Origin of the sequence: Paenibacillus sp. FSL R5-0887, assembly GCF_038002305.1 — a bacterium.
In the GTDB taxonomy this organism is placed as follows: Bacteria; Bacillota; Bacilli; order Paenibacillales; family Paenibacillaceae; genus Paenibacillus_AQ; species Paenibacillus_AQ odorifer.
Window position 1 is genome coordinate 1,181,585 of record NZ_JBBOCE010000002.1, and the last position, 22,521, is coordinate 1,204,105.

The 22,521-nt window shown below is 51.9% G+C and carries 9 protein-coding genes, 15 tRNA genes and 3 rRNA genes; 1 reads left to right on the plus strand and 26 read right to left on the minus strand.

The genetic code is table 11. The features are described 5' to 3' along the window. The 19 genes from MKY14_RS23205 to MKY14_RS23295 all read right to left on the minus strand — a co-directional run bounded on the left by MKY14_RS23205 (window position 1) and on the right by MKY14_RS23295 (window position 7,001). Window positions 1–465 carry a YdeI/OmpD-associated family protein gene (locus tag MKY14_RS23205; protein ID WP_076279888.1) on the minus strand — a complete coding sequence of 155 codons (465 nt, stop codon included), beginning with the start codon at window positions 463–465 and terminating at the stop codon, window positions 1–3. A gap of 101 nt (window positions 466–566) precedes the next feature. Continuing rightward, window positions 567–637: transfer RNA gene (locus tag MKY14_RS23210), tRNA-Gly, on the minus strand. 12 nt (window positions 638–649) lie between these two features. After that, a tRNA-Pro gene (locus tag MKY14_RS23215) sits at window positions 650–723 on the minus strand. A gap of 32 nt (window positions 724–755) precedes the next feature. Beyond that, window positions 756–832: transfer RNA gene (locus MKY14_RS23220), tRNA-Arg, on the minus strand. A gap of 10 nt (window positions 833–842) precedes the next feature. Beyond that, window positions 843–917, minus strand: a tRNA-Gly gene (locus MKY14_RS23225). Between the two features lie 7 nt (window positions 918–924). Further along, window positions 925–1,009 (minus strand) — tRNA-Leu (locus tag MKY14_RS23230). Between the two features lie 15 nt (window positions 1,010–1,024). Further along, window positions 1,025–1,100: transfer RNA gene (locus MKY14_RS23235), tRNA-Lys, on the minus strand. Between the two features lie 7 nt (window positions 1,101–1,107). After that, window positions 1,108–1,182 (minus strand) — tRNA-Gln (locus MKY14_RS23240). Between the two features lie 16 nt (window positions 1,183–1,198). Further along, a tRNA-Asp gene (locus MKY14_RS23245) sits at window positions 1,199–1,276 on the minus strand. 25 nt (window positions 1,277–1,301) lie between these two features. Next, window positions 1,302–1,378 (minus strand) — tRNA-Met (locus tag MKY14_RS23250). 71 nt (window positions 1,379–1,449) lie between these two features. Continuing rightward, a tRNA-Met gene (locus MKY14_RS23255) sits at window positions 1,450–1,526 on the minus strand. A 15-nt stretch (window positions 1,527–1,541) separates the two neighbouring features. Continuing rightward, window positions 1,542–1,617, minus strand: a tRNA-Val gene (locus MKY14_RS23260). Window positions 1,618–1,623: 6 nt separating this feature from the next. Further along, a tRNA-Glu gene (locus MKY14_RS23265) sits at window positions 1,624–1,695 on the minus strand. 16 nt (window positions 1,696–1,711) lie between these two features. Continuing rightward, window positions 1,712–1,804 (minus strand) — tRNA-Ser (locus MKY14_RS23270). Between the two features lie 5 nt (window positions 1,805–1,809). Beyond that, window positions 1,810–1,885, minus strand: a tRNA-Asn gene (locus tag MKY14_RS23275). 3 nt (window positions 1,886–1,888) lie between these two features. Next, window positions 1,889–1,965, minus strand: a tRNA-Ile gene (locus MKY14_RS23280). A gap of 57 nt (window positions 1,966–2,022) precedes the next feature. Then, window positions 2,023–2,139 (minus strand): 5S ribosomal RNA (gene rrf / locus MKY14_RS23285). 145 nt (window positions 2,140–2,284) lie between these two features. Then, window positions 2,285–5,211: ribosomal RNA gene (locus MKY14_RS23290) — 23S ribosomal RNA — on the minus strand. A gap of 232 nt (window positions 5,212–5,443) precedes the next feature. Beyond that, a 16S ribosomal RNA gene (locus MKY14_RS23295) occupies window positions 5,444–7,001 on the minus strand. The 16S, 23S and 5S rRNA genes sit together here with 15 tRNA genes alongside, the layout of an rRNA operon. A 472-nt stretch (window positions 7,002–7,473) precedes the next feature. Here MKY14_RS23295 and MKY14_RS23300 point away from each other — a divergent pair. Beyond that, the gene (locus MKY14_RS23300; RefSeq protein WP_076302934.1) at window positions 7,474–7,761 is read left to right on the plus strand and encodes a hypothetical protein; all 288 of its coding nucleotides are present in this window, start codon (window positions 7,474–7,476) and stop codon (window positions 7,759–7,761) included. Between the two features lie 44 nt (window positions 7,762–7,805). On the opposite strand, the gene MKY14_RS23305 is transcribed toward MKY14_RS23300, so the two are convergent. From MKY14_RS23305 to MKY14_RS23335, 7 genes are read right to left on the minus strand one after another with little or no spacing between them, the layout of a single operon-like run. Then, window positions 7,806–10,553 carry an alpha-mannosidase gene (locus MKY14_RS23305; protein ID WP_340977421.1) on the minus strand — a complete coding sequence of 916 codons (2,748 nt, stop codon included), beginning with the start codon at window positions 10,551–10,553 and terminating at the stop codon, window positions 7,806–7,808. Window positions 10,554–10,574: 21 nt separating this feature from the next. Beyond that, entirely contained in the window at window positions 10,575–13,739 is a 3,165-nt protein-coding gene (locus MKY14_RS23310; RefSeq protein WP_445669879.1) for a beta-galactosidase, read from the minus strand. Beyond that, window positions 13,736–15,055, minus strand: coding sequence for a glycoside hydrolase family 125 protein (locus tag MKY14_RS23315; protein ID WP_076098666.1), 1,320 nt, complete (start codon window positions 15,053–15,055; stop codon window positions 13,736–13,738). Before MKY14_RS23315 ends, MKY14_RS23310 begins: the two co-directional genes overlap by 4 nt. A 36-nt stretch (window positions 15,056–15,091) precedes the next feature. Further along, a complete protein-coding gene (locus MKY14_RS23320) occupies window positions 15,092–18,250 on the minus strand; it encodes an alpha-mannosidase (protein ID WP_340977424.1) in 3,159 nt (1,052 codons plus the stop codon). A gap of 4 nt (window positions 18,251–18,254) precedes the next feature. Then, on the minus strand, window positions 18,255–20,549 hold the full coding sequence (locus MKY14_RS23325; protein ID WP_076130104.1) for a glycoside hydrolase family 3 N-terminal domain-containing protein: 2,295 nt from the start codon (window positions 20,547–20,549) through the stop codon (window positions 18,255–18,257). After that, the gene (locus MKY14_RS23330) at window positions 20,546–21,469 is read right to left on the minus strand and encodes a carbohydrate ABC transporter permease (RefSeq protein ID WP_036684927.1); all 924 of its coding nucleotides are present in this window, start codon (window positions 21,467–21,469) and stop codon (window positions 20,546–20,548) included. The genes MKY14_RS23325 and MKY14_RS23330 overlap by 4 nt, the downstream gene beginning before the upstream one ends. A gap of 24 nt (window positions 21,470–21,493) precedes the next feature. Further along, window positions 21,494–22,399 (minus strand): ABC transporter permease, encoded by a 906-nt coding sequence (locus MKY14_RS23335; protein WP_282579979.1) that lies wholly within the window; start codon window positions 22,397–22,399, stop codon window positions 21,494–21,496. Window positions 22,400–22,521 lie beyond the last annotated feature (122 nt).

Below are 22,521 nucleotides of genomic sequence, written 5' to 3' on the forward strand. Positions count from 1 at the left end.
TTATTTAAGCCTCAAACCTTCTTCCAGCTTATTAACTGACTTCTGGATCCTTGCTGCTCTGGTTTCCGGTCTTTTCGCCCCTTCGATCCAGCTCACATATTCCTTCCGATAGGAATAAGCCAAGCTGTTATAATATACCTCTGCCTGCTCATTGCTGCTTAGTGCGTCCAGAAAATCTTCTGGAGCTTCTATCTCTCGCAATTGATGATCTTGTTCCATTGTCACCCGAACTATATCTCCAGGTTGAGCATGGGCTAAGTCTCGCAGTTCTTTTTTCACGACCATAAAATGTTTCCCATTACCATGCGGCATGAGTGTTCCTCTATAGGGAATGTCATTCAGGCTTCCTTTAACTTGTATCCTTGATTTAGTTTCATATATTTGTTCAGCGTCAAAAGGAACCGTAAGATATGTCCAACTCCCATTCGTATCTGGTCTGACTAACCTTGCTTCAAATTCAAACATTGGCCCCTCCTCAAATAAAATCTCTAGTTCCTATTGTATCCATACGTGCTTAACTATACAAAAAAACACCCGCCTAATACCGGCAGGTGTTTCTCTTTATAAGCGGGTGATGGGAATCGAACCCACGCTATCAGCTTGGAAGGCTGAAGTTCTACCATTGAACTACACCCGCAAAGGTATAAAATCGGGATGACACGATTTGAACATGCGACCCCCTGGTCCCAAACCAGGTGCTCTACCAAGCTGAGCTACATCCCGTTAACAATACTATAACTGCTTAGTAATAAAAATGGCGCGCCCTGAGAGATTCGAACTCCCGGCCTTTTGATTCGTAGTCAAACGCTCTATCCAGCTGAGCTAAGGGCGCAAAATCTATATGGAGCGGACGACGGGAATCGAACCCGCGACCCTCGCCTTGGCAAGGCGATGCTCTACCGCTGAGCCACGTCCGCAAAAACATGGTGCGCGTGAAGGGACTCGAACCCCCACGTCGTGAAACGCCAGATCCTAAGTCTGGTGCGTCTGCCAATTCCGCCACACGCGCACACTTAAAAAAAAATGGTGAGCCATGAAGGACTCGAACCTTCGACACCCTGATTAAAAGTCAGGTGCTCTACCAACTGAGCTAATGGCTCTCATAAATGGCTGGGGATATAGGATTTGAACCTATGCATGACGGAGTCAAAGTCCGTTGCCTTACCGCTTGGCTAATCCCCAATAATAATTAACTAAATGGCGGAACCGACGGGATTCGAACCCGCGATCTCCTGCGTGACAGGCAGGCATGTTAGGCCAACTACACCACGGTTCCATAGACATAATGCATAAGTGTAAATTGGTTGCGGGGGCAGGATTTGAACCTGCGGCCTTCGGGTTATGAGCCCGACGAGCTACCGGGCTGCTCCACCCCGCGTCATTAATAAGTATATACTATTCATTTTCACCATACCAGCTTATCCCTAAACATAATGTATAAGAGTAAATTGGTTGCGGGGGCAGGACTTGAACCTGCGACCTTCGGGTTATGAGCCCGACGAGCTACCGGGCTGCTCCACCCCGCGTCAGTGAAAATAATATGGTGGAGGCTGAGGGGATCGAACCCCCGACCCTCTGCTTGTAAGGCAGATGCTCTCCCAGCTGAGCTAAGCCTCCATGATATGACCCGTATGGGATTCGAACCCATGTTACCTCCGTGAAAGGGAGGTGTCTTAACCCCTTGACCAACGGGCCATGCTAATAATTTTTATGGCGGAGAGAGAGGGATTCGAACCCTCGAGACGCTTGTGGCGCCTACACGATTTCCAATCGTGCTCCTTCGGCCAAACTCGGACACCTCTCCATAAATGGCTCCCCGAACAGGACTCGAACCTGTGACAACTCGATTAACAGTCGAGTGCTCTACCAACTGAGCTATCAGGGAATATGGTGGGCCTTAGTGGACTCGAACCACCGACCTCACCCTTATCAGGGGTGCGCTCTAACCAGCTGAGCTAAAGGCCCTTCTAAGACATATTAATATTAAGGGCAAAAAAAATACCACGGGTAATGTGGTTGTCCGCTTGGCGGCGTCCTACTCTCCCAGGACCCTTCGGTCCAAGTACCATCGGCGCTGGAGGGCTTAACGGTCGTGTTCGGGATGGGTACGTGTGGAACCCCTCCGCTATCGCCACCAAACGGGCATTTACAGCGTAAATGCTCAGGCTTAATCGCCTGAAAACTGAATCCGAATTGAATTTGCGTCGCCCGTCATCTCTTCGGGGCCCCCGGAAAGTATTCGGAATTAGCTTCGCAGCTTCTTCTTCACTTTTTGGGGTATTTTTAGGATAAGCCCTCGACCGATTAGTATTGGTCAGCTCCATGCATTGCTGCACTTCCACCTCCAACCTATCTACCTCGTCGTCTTCAAGGGGTCTTACTAATTGGGAAATCTCATCTTGAGGGGGGCTTCACGCTTAGATGCTTTCAGCGCTTATCCCGTCCGTACGTAGCTACCCAGCCATGCTCCTGGCGGAACAACTGGTGCACCAGCGGTACGTCCATCCCGGTCCTCTCGTACTAAGGACAGCTCCTCTCAAATTTCCTGCGCCCACGACAGATAGGGACCGAACTGTCTCACGACGTTCTGAACCCAGCTCGCGTACCGCTTTAATGGGCGAACAGCCCAACCCTTGGGACCTACTTCAGCCCCAGGATGCGATGAGCCGACATCGAGGTGCCAAACCTCCCCGTCGATGTGGACTCTTGGGGGAGATAAGCCTGTTATCCCCAGGGTAGCTTTTATCCGTTGAGCGATGGCCCTTCCATGCGGTACCACCGGATCACTAAGTCCGACTTTCGTCCCTGCTCGACTTGTAGGTCTCGCAGTCAAGCTCCCTTATGCCTTTGCACTCTGCGAATGATTTCCAACCATTCTGAGGGAACCTTGGAACGCCTCCGTTACTCTTTAGGAGGCGACCGCCCCAGTCAAACTGCCCGCCTGACACGGTCCCCGTACCCGGTAAGGGTACTAGGTTAGAACCTAGATACGATCAGGGTGGTATCCCAACGGCGCCTCCACCGAAGCTTGCGCTCCGATTTCTACGGCTCCCACCTATCCTGTACAGATCGTACCCAAATTCAATATCAAGCTGCAGTAAAGCTCCATGGGGTCTTTCCGTCTTGTCGCGGGTAACCTGCATCTTCACAGGTATTAAAATTTCACCGGATCTCTCGTTGAGACAGCGCCCAAGTCGTTACGCCATTCGTGCGGGTCAGAATTTACCTGACAAGGAATTTCGCTACCTTAGGACCGTTATAGTTACGGCCGCCGTTTACTGGGGCTTCGGTTCATAGCTTCGGGTTACCCCTAACCACTCCCCTTAACCTTCCAGCACCGGGCAGGCGTCAGCCCGTATACTTCGCCTTGCGGCTTCGCACAGACCTGTGTTTTTGCTAAACAGTCGCTTGGGCCTTTTCACTGCGGCCCCCTCGTGCTATTCACACTACCGGGGCACCCCTTCTCCCGAAGTTACGGGGTCATTTTGCCGAGTTCCTTAACGAGAGTTCTTCCGCGCGCCTTAGAATTCTCTTCTCGCCTACCTGTGTCGGTTTGCGGTACGGGCACCTTCTCCTGGCTAGAGGCTTTTCTTGGCAGTGTGAGATCATGACCTTCGCTACTATAATTTTCGCTCCCCATCACAGCCCAGCCTTAATGATGTGCGGATTTGCCTACACATCAGCCTCACTGCTTAGACGGACATCCATCAGTCCGCGTCACTACCCTCCTGCGTCACCCCATCGCTCATAGCGGATTACGGTGGTACAGTAATTTCAAACTGTTGTCCTTCGACTACGCCTTTCGGCCTCGCCTTAGGTCCCGACTTACCCTGAGCGGACGAGCCTTCCTCAGGAAACCTTGGGCTTTCGGCGGATCAGATTCTCACTGATCTTTTCGTTACTCATACCGGCATTCTCACTTGTGTAGTGTCCAGCGCTCTTTTCAGTACACCTTCAACCCCTACACAACGCTCCCCTACCCCAGATACATACGTATCTAGCCATAGCTTCGGTGGTGTGTTTAGCCCCGTTACATTTTCGGCGCAGAGTCACTCGACCAGTGAGCTATTACGCACTCTTTCAATGGTGGCTGCTTCTAAGCCAACATCCTGGTTGTCTGTGCAACTCCACATCCTTTCCCACTTAACACACACTTGGGGACCTTAGCTGATGGTCTGGGCTGTTTCCCTTTTGACAATGGATCTTAGCACTCACTGTCTGACTCCCGGCAATAAGTATATGGCATTCGGAGTTTGACTGAGCTTGGTAATCCTTGCGGACCCCGCACCCAATCAGTGCTCTACCTCCACTACTCTTATACCGAGGCTAGCCCTAAAGCTATTTCGGGGAGAACCAGCTATCTCCGAGTTCGATTGGAATTTCTCCGCTACCCCCACCTCATCCCCGCACTTTTCAACGTACGTGGGTTCGGGCCTCCAGTGCGTGTTACCGCACCTTCACCCTGGACAGGGGTAGATCACACGGTTTCGGGTCTACGTCCACATACTAATTCGCCCTATTCAGACTCGCTTTCGCTGCGGCTCCACCTTCTCGGCTTAACCTTGCATGTTAAACGTAACTCGCCGGTTCATTCTACAAAAGGCACGCCATCACCCATTAATAGGGCTCTGACTTTTTGTAAGCACACGGTTTCAGGTTCTATTTCACTCCCCTTCCGGGGTGCTTTTCACCTTTCCCTCACGGTACTGTTTCACTATCGGTCGCCAGGTAGTATTTAGCCTTAGCAGATGGTCCTGCTGGATTCATACGGGGTTTCACGTGCCCCGCACTACTCGGGATCCGTCTCGGAGAGAACACAGTTTAGGTTACAGGGCTTTTACCTCTATCGCGGGCCTTTCCAGACCTCTTCACCTACCATATTCCTTTGTAACTCCATGTGAGACGTCCCACAACCCCTAAGAGCAAGCTCTTAGGTTTAGGCTGTTCCGCGTTCGCTCGCCGCTACTGACGGAATCACTATTGTTTTCTCTTCCTCAGGGTACTTAGATGTTTCAGTTCCCCTGGTCTGCCTCTACATTTCCTATGTATTCAGAAATGAGTAACTGCGAATTACCACAGCTGGGTTTCCCCATTCGGACACCCCCGGATCAAAGCTTGCTTACAGCTCCCCGAGGCAGTTTCGTTGTTCGCCACGTCCTTCGTCGGCTCCTGGCGCCTAGGCATCCTCCGTGTGCTCTTATTAGCTTAACCTTGATTCTTCCGAAGAAAAATCTCACTAATAACATTTACTTGTTTACACAAGTTGCTAAAAGATGTTCTAAAACGCAAATTCGTTTCGGTATCCAGTTTTCAAGGATCAAGTCTTACTTGAGAGCTTAAACTCTCAAAACTGAGCAACGAGTGAGTAACAGGCCTAAACCTGAGTTTTGGAAGCTGAGCTTCCGATTTGAATGTTCTCATTGCAGAGAACGATTCTCCATAGAAAGGAGGTGATCCAGCCGCACCTTCCGATACGGCTACCTTGTTACGACTTCACCCCAATCATCTACCCCACCTTCGGCGGCTGGCTCCCTTGCGGGTTACCCCACCGACTTCGGGTGTTGTAAACTCTCGTGGTGTGACGGGCGGTGTGTACAAGACCCGGGAACGTATTCACCGCGGCATGCTGATCCGCGATTACTAGCAATTCCGACTTCATGCAGGCGAGTTGCAGCCTGCAATCCGAACTGAGACCGGCTTTGATGGGATTGGCTCCACCTCGCGGCTTCGCTTCCCGTTGTACCGGCCATTGTAGTACGTGTGTAGCCCAGGTCATAAGGGGCATGATGATTTGACGTCATCCCCACCTTCCTCCGGTTTGTCACCGGCAGTCACTCTAGAGTGCCCAGCATTACCTGCTGGCAACTAAAGTTAAGGGTTGCGCTCGTTGCGGGACTTAACCCAACATCTCACGACACGAGCTGACGACAACCATGCACCACCTGTCTCCTCTGTCCCGAAGGCCGCTGCTATCTCTAGCAGATTCAGAGGGATGTCAAGACCTGGTAAGGTTCTTCGCGTTGCTTCGAATTAAACCACATACTCCACTGCTTGTGCGGGTCCCCGTCAATTCCTTTGAGTTTCAGTCTTGCGACCGTACTCCCCAGGCGGAGTGCTTACTGTGTTAACTTCGGCACCAAGGGTATCGAAACCCCTAACACCTAGCACTCATCGTTTACGGCGTGGACTACCAGGGTATCTAATCCTGTTTGCTCCCCACGCTTTCGCGCCTCAGCGTCAGTTACAGCCCAGAAAGTCGCCTTCGCCACTGGTGTTCCTCCACATATCTACGCATTTCACCGCTACACGTGGAATTCCACTTTCCTCTTCTGTACTCAAGCCACCCAGTTTCCAGTGCGACCTCAGGTTGAGCCCAAGGTTTAAACACCAGACTTAAATAGCCGCCTGCGCGCGCTTTACGCCCAATAATTCCGGACAACGCTTGCCCCCTACGTATTACCGCGGCTGCTGGCACGTAGTTAGCCGGGGCTTTCTTCTCAGGTACCGTCACTCCGATAGCAGTTACTCTACCGGACGTTCTTCCCTGGCAACAGAGCTTTACGATCCGAAAACCTTCATCACTCACGCGGCGTTGCTCCGTCAGGCTTTCGCCCATTGCGGAAGATTCCCTACTGCTGCCTCCCGTAGGAGTCTGGGCCGTGTCTCAGTCCCAGTGTGGCCGTTCACCCTCTCAGGTCGGCTACGCATCGTCGCCTTGGTGGGCCGTTACCCCACCAACTAGCTAATGCGCCGCAGGCCCATCCCTCAGTGACAGATTGCTCCGTCTTTCATTCTTCTCTCAGGAGAAAAAAGAAATTATCCGGTATTAGCTACCGTTTCCGGTAGTTATCCCAGTCTGAAGGGCAGGTTGCCTACGTGTTACTCACCCGTCCGCCGCTAAGTTATTTTGAAAGCAAGCTTTCAAAATAACTCCGCTCGACTTGCATGTATTAGGCACGCCGCCAGCGTTCGTCCTGAGCCAGGATCAAACTCTCCAATTAGTATTGAAAAGAGCGATATGCTCATTTTGAAACATCTGACGAGAAAATTAATTCTCTAATTTGGATTTCACTTACGTGATTTCCCACTCACTCGTTGTTCAGTTTTCAAAGATCAAGTTCTCGTTGGCGCCGTTTAATGTCTCAGCAGCAACTCTTATACTATATCATGTTCGGCTATTTAATGTCAAGCTCTTTTTTTAACTTCTTTTTCGAGCTCGGCATGTGTACTTCTTGGCCGGACTTAGAATATATCATGTATGGAGATGCATTGCAAGCTTTATTTTAAAAAAACTAAACACATACTTCTCCGCAATTGTATCGCAACCGTATTCCCCTTTTCCGCGTCTATCTATTTAACATCAGAGCCCCTTCATACATAGGTATCAATTCCATTATTTTTTGGCAAAGAGGTGATTCATATAAAGACCTTGCATGATCTCTAGCTTCCCTCTAAAAGGAGGTTGGAGAATCAATGAGCAGAAGTGTGAAAAAGCAACCCGTGTGCAGCGACCAACAGAAAGATGGTTCATCATGGGCTAAAAAACAAGCCAATAAAGCCGTCCGCCGTTACCCTGGCGACATCCCTAAAGGGAAATGGTATCAGAAACTGTATAACAGCTGGAACATTTGCGACTACAGCTTTTACCAAACTAAACAGCAGGCGATTCATGAATGGGAAACAAACAATTGGATCCAGATGAGATTCCCCTCCCGCCAAGAGGCCATTCAAGATTGGCACAAGTCTTATAGAAGAAAGTAAATCAAAAGATGCCCCGGCAGGGAAGCCCCGGGACATCTTTTTACTTAGAAGCTTAATTTCGCACCTACAGTTACAATCTCAGATGGTCCGACCTCTAAGTGGTGAACCGAAGACGTTGCTCCTTGTAAAGCAGGGTTAGGCTGCTCTAAGATATTGCTTTTAAATAAATACTCTTGAGGACTGTTCACTTTCAGTTGCAACTCTGTCTGCTGAGCGGACATATTGTACCAACGCAAAAACAAGTCGCCGGAAGCTCCGTTCATTTTCATGGATGAGAAGGCCATGTTGTCTCCCTCCCAAACCAATGGGGTATATCCAGAGTTCAACTTCCCGCTATGCAGGCCGGTCTGACATACCGTCCAAGGAGTCTGGAATTGATAGGCCTCTGTAAATGCCCGTTGTTCACTTCCCTCACCAGAATGAGGAATCAGCTCCAGTTGTGCTGTGTATTCGCCCAGGCACTGAGCTTCCGGAGTTGGGAACCAGCCCCAATCCCCCAATTCCCCTACGCTGCGTAGCAAGGTGACGGCAATAGTATTGCGTCCATCCCGCAGAACCTCATATTCGTTCAATCCCTGGTTGGCTACCGTAAGTCCTACATTGCCATTGCTGACATCGACAAAGGATTGCTGATGTTGAGTGTTGCTCGGATTTGCCCATTCTGGTGCCGGATTATTGTCCCGTGTAGCCACTTCAAACATAGAATCCACACGATGCACATCGGTAGACAGATCGGTCGGGAACAGCATTCGTATCCGGTGATCCTTGGCTTGGTTATTAATTGTGGATTCAATATGCACACCTTTGCCTTCCCGCTCCAGCGATACGACGGTACGAAGCTTCAAAACCACCGTATTTACACTCCGCTGCGCTTTACGCTCAGGATAATACACAAGTGCACGCTGTTCCGCCTCCAAGGTGTCATCCGCCGAAGCCGGAATCTCCCAGTCTATTCGGATCTCAATGGCCGCACGGAAGGGAGAGTCTTCAATCACCTTAATAACTGCAGGCTGGCCTTTGGTCGTCAGCGCTTGTTCACCTTCTGGCTGTTTGTACATGTATTCATTGCCTACGTCTCCGGTATTCTCGTAAATCCCCAACTCACGATAAGTGGTACCGCTATGCTTATCCAATAACGTAAATGAACCATCCTCAGCAACAACTACCTTGAGAGATGCATTCTCCAAGCTGCGCTCTCCTTCTATTAAAGAGCTTCCCTGAGCGGATTCCGTAGTTGATTGTACCCAAGCGTAAGTACAAAGCCCAAGTGCAGGCACATTGCGTGCTTCAAAAGTAAGTCTCACTTTGCGGCACATATACGGCTGACGGAATTGGTCATCAGGCAGATCATAACCAAAGCTTAAACCCAGATCTTCCACTGTAGACGCTAATTCCTCCCCTGTGTGATCGACGAGAATCCTGCCGGACAAATCAACAGCCAGCATTCTGCGGGCGGTCTCATCCAAAGGATAACCCTCGCGCAGATATAACCGTTCAGCATCCAGCTCTATAGTTACCGTTCCCGTACGCTTCCACCCCGTGGTATTCATCACTACAAAAGGAACTGCATCTTCCCCATATGCGGAAAAGCCAGAAGTCCCCACTTGATCTGCGATAAACTTAGCACTGTCATCTATGATGCTCTCAGCAACATGCCGGCTTTTATCAAAACGAGTTACCATCTCACGATGCACTTCATCCACACTACAACCACAGATACTGTCATGCGGATGGTTCTGCATCAGCGTCTTCCAGGCATAGGTGAATAGATGGTGCGGGTAGTCCTGTCCGGACAGGCGGGCGATGGAGGCCAGCGGCTCGGCTACTTTTTCCAAAAGAGTCTGGCCCAGCTGGTTCATCTGCTTCAAATAAACCCGGGCTGAGGCTGTGTTCACTAAGGTGCCCCATCCGTCTGTACGCTGGCTGCGCAGTTCCCCTGTAACGGTGGAGAGCTCCCGCTGACCCGAGGATAATTGCTGATCCAAGGCTTGCAGATAGTCCGGGAAATTTGAATGCACGAACTTCACTTCAGGGTATAGCTTTTCGGCGGTGCGGATAGCTTCCGGCAAATCCAATTGCAGAGGCTGGTGGTCGCACCCGTTCATGAACAATAACTCCCCCGTTGAAGCATACTTCTCTGCATCCGCAAGCTTACGGTCCCAGAATTCCCGAGCCGCACCTTCCTCAACAGGAACTTCATTGCCGTTAGAATACCAGTTGGCAAATAGGATACCGAGAATTTTGGATCCATCCGGCCCTTCCCAGATCAGCTCGGAGAAAGAGGACTCATAACCTGCATCCGATACAGTGTTGTTAAATCCCGTAGGCTTCACCCCGCGTCCAAAAAAAGCATTCGTAATCCCTGACTGCAACATCAGCTGCGGAGTCTGTCCGACCAATCCAAAGGTATCAGGAAAATAACCGATTTTGGAAGGCTCACCGTATTTCTCGGCATCCTGATGGCCGATCTGCATATTCCGCACATTTGCCTCGCCGCTCGTCAGGAATGCATCCTGCAAAATGTACCAAGGTCCAATCAAGATTCGCCCATCCCGGATATACTTCTCCAGCTTCTCTTTGTTCTCTGGCCGAACCTGAAGATAATCCTCCAGAATAATGGTTTGCCCATCGAGGTAAAAACTGCGGAAGGCGGAATCTCCGTCCAGCTTGGCAAGCAGTGCATCCACCAGCTGAACCAGACGGACGTGGTGTTTCTCATAGGGCAAATACCATTCACGGTCCCAGTGAGTATGGGACACGATATGGGCTGTTTTGGTTGTTGTGTGGGTCATCTGTGCGTACACCTCAGTTCTTCAGCATTTATTAAGCGTAATGTTAACCTCTTCAGGTCTGTAGACAGCTACCAGCTTGCCCGCTGAATCAGCTGCAAACAACACCGAACGTTCTTTCTCCAGTAAAAATGAGTAGTGAGCTCCAGTTGCAGGATCTTTTATTTCAAGTCCGGCATCCCAGGCGTATTCAGATACGAAGATATACAATGAACAACCTTCTGCAAAAGCAAGCTTTCGCCCGTACACACCTGGCAGGTCTCCACCGCTGATCCATTCCAGCTCGGTTTCGATACCTGCGGCTTGTGCAGCATATTGGTAGAGCGCGGCGATCGGCTCGTCGCGGTCATTCAGTTCTAAAGGTAGCGGGCACCAGATCAGGCGACCTGTGCCAAGCTGGCGTTCGATGAGGTAATCACCCACACCACCTGAGCTAGACGAATCAACATCTGCATTTGCTGGCATTTCTTTGACTAGCTCCGCGATTCGCTTCTGTCCATAGGACACCGCAAACTTGCGTCCGTTCAATAGAAGCTGCTCCTCACGGTGCATGTTGCCAAGTTTACGGGCTCCTACTATTGCGTCCATACGATCCGAAGGCTGCCAATACGCATCTACCCCCAATGCTCCAGTAATGAGCAGAACGGCACCTGTACGCTCCACTATGTCGAGCAATTGCTGAAGGGCGTCATTATCCAGATTGTGCACACTCGGCAGGAGAATCAACTTAGCCGGCTCTGCCTCCAGCGGAGCCAGATCGTATTCCGATACGGCGCGGAAAGGCAAATGAAGCTGATAAGATAAGATCCGTGTCAGGCGGGTAGTCGCATCATAGGCGAGCTTCCGGTTAGAGAAGTCATTAGAGTAAGGGAAAACCACGGCAATCTCTTCCAGCTTCCGCCCGTCAAATAATCCCCCGGCTTCGCCGATGAACCGCCCAAAATCATAAGACACATCCGCTTCCGGCTTCTCAGTCCCATCGGCCCGCAGCGCACCGATCTGTGATTCATTGGCATTATCCATATAAAAGTTCGTGTTCCAGATCCATTGCACAGCCCCGGCACCTCCAGAAGCAAACGCATAGGCATATTTGCGCTCCAGCATGGCCCGCAATTCTTCCTCACTGCGTTTAGCCCGTCCGTCTGGCGTCTCTACGTACATGATGCCGGTCTCCTGAATGAGGTTCGGTTTATGATGGGTTTTGGCAAAAATTCCATCCCAGAGCAGATTGTCATTCAACCACCAGCTGTGAACAGTGGTGTAATCGACATCGCGCTCATAAAAGAACGGCGATGGCCGTTGGGCACCTAAAGCCTCATCCTGCCCTACGGTCACTAAATGATCTGGGCAGAGTTCCTTGATAGTCCCGCTAAGCTCCCTTGCCCATACGTTGTGCATGTCCATGGAGAACAGGCAGTAGTCGAGCCAACGTGTGCCGCGCTTTCCGGAATGAATATCCTGCACACTAAAGTTAATCTCTTCTCGCTCAGGAGGTTGTGCAGCCGCAAAATCCGGCAATTCCAGCGGCGTCATATTCCAGCGCTCTTGCAGCAAAGTTATATCACCATGGCGTTCTTCCAGCCAAGCAGAGAAAGCAGCGTGTTCATATTTATCTCGCGCCGAGCTCGGTCCGTCCGAGAAAATCCGCGGCGGATCGAACATTGACGGTTCATTGATCAAATCCCAATCGACATGGGTTGTCGTGCGATGCCGTGCAACGATCGAGCGGATGAACCGTTTTTGCGCTTCTACACTGCGCGGATCGAGATAAGGATTCGTCCCTTCCCAAGTCTCCGGTGTAAAGGAGAAGAACGTAAAGGTTACCTGCAGCTCATGCCGCTTCGCAGCCAGTAGAAAAGCATCAATCGCCCGCAGCACTTCTTCCGAGGCATGACCGTCTACCTGCATAATATTACGGTAGGCTGTCCAGATGCCGGTACGAATCCAGTTGATGCCTGCCTTCCGCATCTGTGCCATATCCCGATCCCACACATCAGCATTTGGCAGGAATAGAAACTTCCGCGCTACGTCAGAGGTCATATAAGTCATGCCGACAACAGGTAAAGGCTGACCGTCTTTGATAAAATAATCTCTTCCAGCCTTAATCGGTTCCCCCTGCGATAACAGGCCCACGTCATATCCCCAAAAGCCTTGACGCAACATCCGCACTTCGCCTTCTTCCGATACAGCATGGCAAGAAAGATGATACAGGCCAGGTTGAATTTCTATAGCAAGCGGTACACGTAGGAAGTTCAGCTCGCGACTGACCTCAAGCTTGCACTCGTGAGTGAAACATGGGATAGACTCCCCGTCTTTGCTCAGAGTGATGTTCAGGGTCCACTGCGCTGATGTCGGTGACGATTGGCTACGGCTTAGCCGCTGACCCTGCAAAAACAGCAGCGGCCGCTCGCCTTCTTCATAAGAAGCATAGTTAGGCTTCAGCCACAGCTCTGTTACTCCCCGAGCGGCAAAAGTTGCCCAGCGGGTTAATGCTTCCGTTCCGCCTTGATTCCAGAAATCAGGCGTAAGCGGTTGGCCGATGAAGATCCAGCGGCCACCGGCAAAAGGCCCGCCGATATGCTCCCACAGCACAGCTGGAGCTGAAACTTCCCGCCCGGCGGCGGTAATGCCCTTAAGCAGCGGGTAGATCCGCGTGTCCATGGGTCCACTGGAACCCATCTGCTCCGGCAGGTCACTGCTTTTAGTGACATGCGGTACCAGGTTCCAGGTATCCGACAGGGCCAGCAGCTGCTCATCGCCTACGAAGAGCGGAATGTCTCTAAGCGCGACATGCTGCTGTATGCGATCTGCGCTGCTCACACGCAGCGCTTCATGGATATGCAGCTGGCGGTGATAGGCAGTCTGCTCAGCTTCGACCCGCCACTCTTCAGCGACTAGGCGGACTGGATGCTTAAACGGGGCACCGCCAATGCTGATCAAGCTGCCGCCTCTGCTCAAATAGGCGACGATGGAAGGCCAAGCCTCCTTCGGGAAGTACGGAGCATGGAAGCTAACGAAGCAGTCCCCGGCCTTGGCGCTGTCCAGCGTTTCGGCCAGCTGTGCTGCATGAACAGGAGGGTCAGTATGATGTATTCCTATAGACTGTGCCTGTTCCGCTGTCAGTCCGCCCGCTGCGGTATACCCGGGAAAAGACGGGTCCGCGAACAGGATGATACGGCCCCCGCTCACAGAATACCTTCCTTCATCGCCCGATAGACAAGCTGCGAGAACAAGCTGTTCGACCATGCAAACCAGCTGCGGGTAAATACACTAGGATCATCCACATGGAAGCCTTCATGCATATATCCGGTTCCGGCATCCGTACTTTCCAACATCGCAATCAGTTCCAGCTTCTCTTCGGCAGTCTGAGCCGTAATGCCCTGCATGGACAACGCCATATGCCAGATATAGTTCTCCGGAGTGTGCGGGCTGCCGATCCCTTTGGCAGCTGTGCCTTCATAATAGAACGGATTTTCTTTGCTCAATGCGAAACGTCTGGTGTTCTGGTAGATGGGATCATCCGCCGAAGCGTAACCCAGATACGGAATGGAGATCAGTCCGGGCGTTCCCGCATCGTCCATTAGGCAGTAATTGCCGAAGCCGTCGGTCTCATAAGCATAAATCGGACCAAACTCCGGATGGCGATAAATGCCATAGAGCTTGATGCCATGATCCACTTCAAATTCCAGCTCTTTAAGTTCAGCCAGGAAGTCTAGATCGCGGAAGACCCACTCCGCGAATTCCTGCATCTGGCGCAGCGCGACAACAGCGAACATATTGCCAGGAATGTTGTAGTGGAAATCACAGGCATCATCGCTGGACCGGAAGCCCGACCAGATCATTCCGGTATAGTTCACCGGCATGCCGAGACCGCTATTGCGCAGAGAATCTTCCGGAATGCCGTTATTGCGGCTGAACCGGTACGGAGACTGCTCGAAATGCCGCTGCTCTCTTTTGAACAAATCGAAAATCTGGCGCATGGCCGACTTGAACCCAGCGTCGAAGAAATCAGTCAGGCCCGTCTCTTTCCAGTAGGTATAAGCGAGGCGCACAACAAAACATAACGAATCAATCTCAAATTTACGCTCCCACACCCATGGCGACATCTCGGTCACATCCGTAGTGTTCCAGTGCCAGTCATTGGCCGACTCATTAAATGCATTGGCGTAAGGATCGATATGAATATACTGAATATGGCGTTTGATAAGACCGCCGATAATGCGCTGGAGATCGGGATCGTTTTTGGCCAGAGGCACGTATTGAATTACCTGCTCCACTGAATCACGCAGCCAGGAGGCCGGAATATCGCCGGTAATCACAAAGGTGGTTCCGTCATCCAGCAGTTTAGTCGTCGTCTCCAGCGTATTCGGAAAACAGTTCTTGAACAGCTGCAACAGCTTCGGGCGATGTGCCAGCTTCTCCTCTGCTTCGGCAAGTACTTCTTGTACAGCCTGCGGCAGCGGCAGCTGGGGCATTGCTATTTTGGGTAATCGGAATTGTTCCAAGTGAGATATGCTCCTTTGCATCTGTGATGTGATTATTTAATTTCTGATGTAGATTGTTTTGATCTCGTAAGGGGCAAAGTGAAGTTCCAATTCACCGCCAGCCGTATGTTCGATCAGTTCCAGCTGCTCTTCCAGAGCATTGGACAGGTAGACGCTCTGAACTGGATACTGCCATTTGAGCTGAACCCGCTCGCGGCCTCCCGAGGATTCGTAGAAACGGAGAACAGTCCCCTGCCCGTCCTCGGATGGCTTAATCGTATCCAGCACCACGTGCTCACCGGAGAATCCGATAAATGAGCCTGTTGGCAGCAGCTGCCCCTGTGTTGATGAAGGGGCAAAAGTATACAGCTCATGATTTAGCTCTGCTGCACGGCGAACAGTATGAGCCTCCCGCCAATCCCCACGGTGCGGATATAGCGAATAGGTGAAGTCGTGCTCGCCGAGATCCGCAGTAACATCCGGCCATTTCGGCGCGCGCAGGAGCGACAAGCGAATGGTACTGCCTTGGATGTCATAGCCGTATTTACAATCATTCAGCAGACTGACGCCATATCCACGTTCGGATACATCGGCAAAACGGTGCCCGCAAACCTCATACTGCGCCTGCTCCCAGCTGGTGTTGCGGTGGGTCGGACGTTCCAGCGCACCAAATGGAATCTCGTAAGTCGCCTTATCCGCGACAACATCAATCGAAAACCCTACCTTAAGCAGCTTATGGGCTTCGTTCCAGCTTACATGCGTCTGGAAATCAATCCGGGGATTATGGTGATGTAGAATCATATCCTGAGTAATCTCGGATTGGCCCAGCTTCCAGCGGAAGCGCAAAATATCCTGCACCGCACCAGTGCGGATCACTCCCTTTTCTATAAGTTCAGCCTCCCCGGCGGGTTGGGCTTCATAACGGTTGTCAATGTCCCAGGCATCCCAAAGCGTCGGACGGTCGTGGAAAAAGTGGAAGCGGTTCGCCGGCTCACCGGATTTTACGATCTCCCGGTTTCCTTTTTTATCAAAAAGACTGGTGATTTCTCCCCGCTCGTTAAAGGTAATACGATAATAGTCCGTCTCCCAACGGTCGCCGAAGGGAACAACTCCTATAGCTGTTTGATTATGTTCAGCAGCGGCAGATTCTGCATTATTTTCAACGGATGTGTTCTGAGACAGATCACGAATCCAGATCGTTTTGTAACCAAAGGCTGGAATCTCCGGAACGAGAACCGAGACACCAGAAACTGCTGTCTCCTCCGTCAGGACATCTGCTTCCAGCAGTACGTTATCCTCGCCATACACCGCAAAGTTTCCGCTGGCGGCTACTTCTTCGCTGAGAGCAAGTTCGACCACGGCATCCCGCGTCCAACCCAAACCATTAAAAACAATGTAAGGTGTACCCTCGCCTGACGTGTTAATGTTCCCGGCCAATGCCGCAAGCCCCGGCTGAAGCGCAACACGGCCAAGCTCAAACACCTCTGCGTATTCCTTCTCCGAGGTCTCGTAAGCTTCGGTAATCGCCGAGCCCGGAATAATATCATGGAACTGGTTCAACAAAATCAGCTTCCAGCCCTGATGCAGCTGCCCGGCAACTACGGCATGTTGCTCCGTGTCCAGCTGCGGCGAAGCTAATGTCTGCCACAGCTCCGCTTCACGGTACAACACTTCCGCCTTGCGGTTGTTCCGCTTGTTGCGGCCGTGCGTAGTGTAGGTGCCGCGGTGCAGCTCCAGATACAGATCGCCCCGCCACTGCGGCAGCTGCGGCTGACAGCGTGTAATGCCTGCGAAGAAATCCGCGGCATTACTGTATTTACTCTCCGGCTGGCCGACCATTAGCTCGGCACGCTGGATATATTCCAGCATCTCGCGGGTGACCCCGCCGCCGCCGTCACCATGCCCATAGAGCAGCATCTGCTCATTATGTTTATCTTTTTCGCGGAAGGACTGATAGTGTTCATGCACATCTTTGGGCAGCGTATTCTCATTGACCCCATGATTCAGGTAAGACAACATCGGCGTGCCGTCAATGCCGACCCAATGGAACAGATCGTAAGGGAAGACATTTGTGTCATTCCAGCCCAGCTTGGTGGTCATAAAATATTTGATGCCACCATGCTGCAGAATCTGCGGCAGAGAAGCGCAGTAGCCGAAGGTATCCGGCAGCCACTCAATCTGCGAGGTGCGCCCGAACTCTTCGAGATAAAAGCGTTGACCATATAGCATTTGCCGCATCAACGATTCTCCGCTCGGAATGTTCAGATCCGGTTCGATCCACATCCCACCGACCAGTTCCCAGCGTCCTTCACGGATGCGTGCCTTGACCTTCTCATAGAGTACCGGGTCATTGTCTTTCAAATATTCGAACAGCAGCGGCTGGCTCTGCGCATATTGATAGTCAGGATATTCGTCCATCAGGGCATTCACCGTCGAGAACGTCCGACTCGTCTTGCGCACGGTCTCGCGCGCAGGCCACAGCCAGGCAATATCGATATGGGACTGGCCCACCATGTGGATTGTTCCTTCGGCATGACTGCCGATCTCCCCGACTCTGCCCCGCAGCTTCTGCTCGATTCGCGAAATCTCACCACCCTCGCGGATCTCCTGCGTGGTAAGGCCAACGAATTGATCCATTGCCACATACAAAGCTTCCAGCATCCGCTTACGGCGCTGGTCCTGCTCAGGCAGCAGAATTGCCGAATCGCGAATCACTACTGCCGTGTACATTAGACTCTGCACAGGTCTATTCACCAGCACCAGCTGGCTGTGGATCATCCGAATCGGCGGCTGGATCACCGCCTGTTGATTTAATGGGTCCACCGGCTCGGGGACCGGATCGAAGAGTTCGATTTCCAGGTCCAACGGACGGCCAGATGGATCACCTGTCAGGGTAACAAAGGTATGATTGCGGTCAAGTCCTTGCCGCGATTCACCGTTCACCCGCAGCAGCCCTTCCCCACCTGAAGCAAAAATCAGCCCGATGTGGCCCGGCAGCCAGTTAGCCGGAATCTCCAAAGTACGGCGGAAGAAATAGGTCGTTCCTTGCACACTCGGGAACAGATCATAATTGCTGCCGTCCTTATAAGGCTGCAGCTTGTCATACTGTCCCGGCAATTGATACACCGAGGACAGAATCTCCCAATCGCGCAATTCCTGCACCTCTAGCCATTGCTGCTCGGAGAGCTCGCGGATGAAGCGTTTAATGCGTTCCATGTCTTTACCCCCTCACCGTCAAATCGGTGCTCAGTGTATCATTTACATGCTTACCCACCAGCACTTTAAACGCTCCTGGCTCTACAACAGGTCTTAAATCCGGTCCGATATATTGCAATTGCTCCGACCCTACCGTGAACAACACGGTTTGCTTCTCACCCGGAGCCAACTTGATTTTGTCAAAAGCCTTCAATTCCCTGGCAGGACGGGTGACCTTACTGGCGACATCGGAAATATACAGTTGCACCACCTCTGCGCCCTCACGGTCTCCTGTATTCTGAACGTCCACGGAAACTGTAGCCGTCTCCCCAGCCGCAATTACTTCCGGCTCCACCTTCAACCCGGAGTACGTAAATTCAGTGTAGCTAAGCCCGAAGCCGAACGGATATTGAGGCTGGGAATCGGCCTCCAGATATCTTTTGCCACGGGAACGTTTACCGTTGTAATAGACCGGGAGCTGGCCCACATGCTTCGGCACGGATACAGTCAGCTTCCCGGACGGGTTCACATCGCCGAACAGGATATCCGCAACAGCGTGCCCGCCTTCTTGGCCTGGATACCAGGCTTCCAGAATGGCATGTACATGCTCGTCAATCCAAGGCTCACTCACCGGACGGCCGTTAATATAAACAACGATCACAGGTTTGCCGAGCTGATGAACCTGCTGGATCAGTTCCAGCTGCACTCCCGACAGGGTCAATGACACCCGGTCAATGCCTTCGCCGCAGTCCATATCATTCCAGGCATTCTCCGTCACCTTGGACGCGCCTGTCTTGAGATCGATACTGCCTTCCCCGAAATCGCGTGCACTGGAGCCGCCGACGACCATAACAACGGTATCAGCCTGCTCTGCACAAGCGAGCGCGGCTTCAAAACCTTCGCGCGAATCGCCTTTGATCCGGCAGCCCGGTGCATAGAGCACCCGCTCCGGCTCTGCAGCCAGCTTGCTGCGGATGCCGCTGAGCACGGTCGCTACCTTAGCCGGAGGCTGCGGTGAGGTATAATCGCCGAGCTGGTTATACCCGGCATCGGCGTTAGGGCCAATGACGGCGATCGTGCCGGCGGTCTTGGACAATGGCAGCACACCTGCTTCATTTTTCAGCAGGATGATGCTCTCGCCCGCCACTTGCCGGGCCAGCTCTTGATGCGCTTTGCTGCCGATGACGCGTTCAGCCGCATCGGGATCAGCGAATGGCTGCTCGAACAGGCCCAGCCTGAACTTGAGCGTCAACACACGGCGGACCGCCCGATCCAGCAGTGCCGGGTCCAGCTTGCCTTCACGAACGGCATCCACCAGGTATTTGCCGTACATTTCCCCGGACATCTCCATGTCGATGCCGGCTTCCAGTGACTGCACTGCTGCATCCATGCCATCTTCAGCCACATCATGGCCAGAGGCCAGCATCTCTATAGCTCCGCAGTCGGTAATGATTAGACCCTCAAACCCCCATGCTTCGCGGAGTATATCCTCTAGTAGCTCTGTATTTGTCGTGCAAGGCACGCCGTCTATTTCGTTATAAGCAGGCATAATGGAGACTGCACCCGCTTCGACCGCTTTTTTGAAGGGCAGCAGATCCACTTCCAGCAGTTCACGCCAGCCCATGTGCACAGGCCCGGCATTCCGGCCGCCTTCTGAGCTGCCGTATCCCACAAAATGCTTCAGCGTAGCCCCCACGCTGCCGCCGCTCTGCAAGGATTCCCCCTGCAGACCTTCAACAGCCGCAACCGCCATCTCGCTGATCAGGTAAGCGTCCTCGCCGAAGCACTCCTCGGTGCGGCCCCAGCGGGGATCGCGCACCACATCCAGCACCGGCGAATACGTAACCGCGCCGCCCTGACTGCGTGTCTCCAGCGCTACGGCGCGGCAGACCTCACGATACAGCTCCACATTCCAGGAGCTGCCGAGCGACAGGGGCACCGGGAATACGGTGGCCCCGATCGCCATGTGGCCATGCGAGCATTCCTCGCCGATCAATACCGGAATGCCCAGCCGCGAATGCTCCAGCACATACCGCTGGAGCGTATTCACCGCTTCCGCACCTTCACGCGGAGACAGGCCAGTAGCCAGCGTCACACCGGTCCACGGGTCAGCGCGCAACATCCCGTAAAGCGAACCAACGCCGCCCCCGGCAACCTTCTCCTTGAAGCTTTCTGTCAAGGTCATCTTACCGTCTCTATGTTCATAGGCCTGCCAGCCAAAAGGCTGAATCAGCTGACCGGCCTTCTCTTCCAAAGTCATCAGTCCGAGCAGATGCTCCGCCCGTTCTTCAGCAGGTAAATTCGGGTTTGTATAACTCATTCCTTAACAGCCCCTACGGTAAGACCTTGAATGAAATAACGCTGGAAGAACGGATAGGCAAAAATAATCGGTCCTGTCGCCAGCACGACCATCGCCATCCGCGATGTATCCTGCGGCATGGAGCGAAGAGCTTCCAGACTGAGCGAACTGTTCTGGGAGTTCTGCAAAATAAACTGCATACTGGTCTCGATCCGCATCAGCATCGATTGCAGCGGGACTAAATTCGGGTTGTCGATGTACAGCAGCGCATTGAACCAGTCATTCCAATAGCCGAGGGTGCTGAACAAAGCAATCGTAGCCAGACCGGGCAGTGATAAAGGCAACACCAATTTCAGGAAGATACGGAACTCGCCCGCCCCGTCGATTTTGCCGGATTCGATAATGGCATCAGGCACACTCGTGCTGTAGAAGGTGCGCAGAATCATAATGTAAAAAGCATTCACCGCCAGCGGCAAAATCAGCGCCCAGATCGTATCCTTCAGGCTTAGAAACTGCGTAACGATAATATAAGTCGGCACAAGTCCACCGTTGAACAGCATGGTAAAAAACGCGAAGAACGAGAAAAAATTGCGGTAACGGAAGCTTTTCCGGGAAATGGCATACGCATAAAAAGCGATAAACAAAAGGCTGATAATCGTCCCTATCACCGTTACAAAAATCGTCACACCATAAGAACGCAGCAGCATATCTCCGGATTCAAACACATAACGGTATGCGCCGAGACTCCATTTTGCCGGAATCAGCTTATAGCCATCCCGCGCCAGCGCCACCTCATCGGTGAAGGAGATGATCACGACGAACAGAAACGGAAACACGCACAGAAACGCAAAGATGCCGGCTATCAGATTAAAAGTGATATTCCAGGGCGTCGAGAGATGGTGGAAATCACGTTCTTTTTTAGTCTTAGTAATGGAAGACATATGGCCCACTCCTTTCATGAGGTTCTAGAACAAAGCGCTATCCTTGTTGTATTTGCGGACAATATAGTTAGAGGTCATCACTAGCGTAAAGCCGACAACCGATTGATACAGACCTGCGGCAGTGCTCATACCAATCTCACCCGTTGTTTTGAGGCCTTGATAGACATAGGTATCAATAACATTCGTGACACTGTAGAGCGTACCGGAATTACGAGGCACCTGGTAAAAGAGACCGAAGTCGGCGTAGAAGATTTTACCGATGGCCAGCAGGGTCATGATCGTGATAATTGGACTCAGCAACGGCAGTGTAATATTGCGAATCTGTTGGAACTTACTAGCTCCGTCGATCATCGCCGCTTCATACAGCGACTTGTCGATCCCCATAATAGCTGCGAGATAAACTACGCTGTTGTAACCAACCGCTTTCCACAGATAGACTAAGATCAGGATGAACGGCCAATAGGCTTTTTCCGAATACCACTGAATTGACTCTGCGCCAAAAAAGCCCATGATCTGGTTCAGCATCCCGCGTTCGGAGCTCAGAAAACTAAATGCAAAATAGCCGACAACGACCCATGACAGGAAGTAGGGCAGGAACATGCCGGTCTGATACACTTTGGCCAGCTTCTTGTTCACAATCTCGGACAGCACAATCGCCATCAGAACCGACAAGATCAAGCCAAGCAGGATAAACGCTCCATTGTAGAGCAAGGTGTTGCGGGTAATGATGTACGCGTCATTGGTGGTAAACAAAAACTTGAAGTTGTCTAGCCCCACCCATTTGCTGTTGATAATACTCGCCCAGAAGCCGTCGCGGCTAAAGCGGTATTCTTTGAATGCAATAATCGTCCCTATCATCGGCAGGTAAGAGAAAAAGAGAAACCAAAGCGCACCTGGTAGAACCATGAGCAGCATAATCTTGTTATTCATAATATTTTTTATAAATCCGCTGATTGTCTTCACACTTAGATCCCTCCTGTATGTCCTTATATTTCAAAAAAAGACCGGGTCCAGAGGCCACGCCCCTGCCCCGATCTTCTCTTACGTTGATG

Coding starts and splice junctions, on each gene's coding strand:
- MKY14_RS23305 (WP_340977421.1), bottom strand. CDS start 10,553: ATGACCCACACAACAACCAAAACAGCCCATATCGTGTCCCATACTCAC.
- MKY14_RS23320 (WP_340977424.1), bottom strand. CDS start 18,250: ATGGAACGCATTAAACGCTTCATCCGCGAGCTCTCCGAGCAGCAATGG.
- MKY14_RS23300 (WP_076302934.1), top strand. CDS start 7,474: ATGAGCAGAAGTGTGAAAAAGCAACCCGTGTGCAGCGACCAACAGAAA.
- MKY14_RS23325 (WP_076130104.1), bottom strand. CDS start 20,549: ATGAGTTATACAAACCCGAATTTACCTGCTGAAGAACGGGCGGAGCAT.
- MKY14_RS23330 (WP_036684927.1), bottom strand. CDS start 21,469: ATGTCTTCCATTACTAAGACTAAAAAAGAACGTGATTTCCACCATCTC.
- MKY14_RS23205 (WP_076279888.1), bottom strand. CDS start 465: ATGTTTGAATTTGAAGCAAGGTTAGTCAGACCAGATACGAATGGGAGT.
- MKY14_RS23335 (WP_282579979.1), bottom strand. CDS start 22,399: ATGAATAACAAGATTATGCTGCTCATGGTTCTACCAGGTGCGCTTTGG.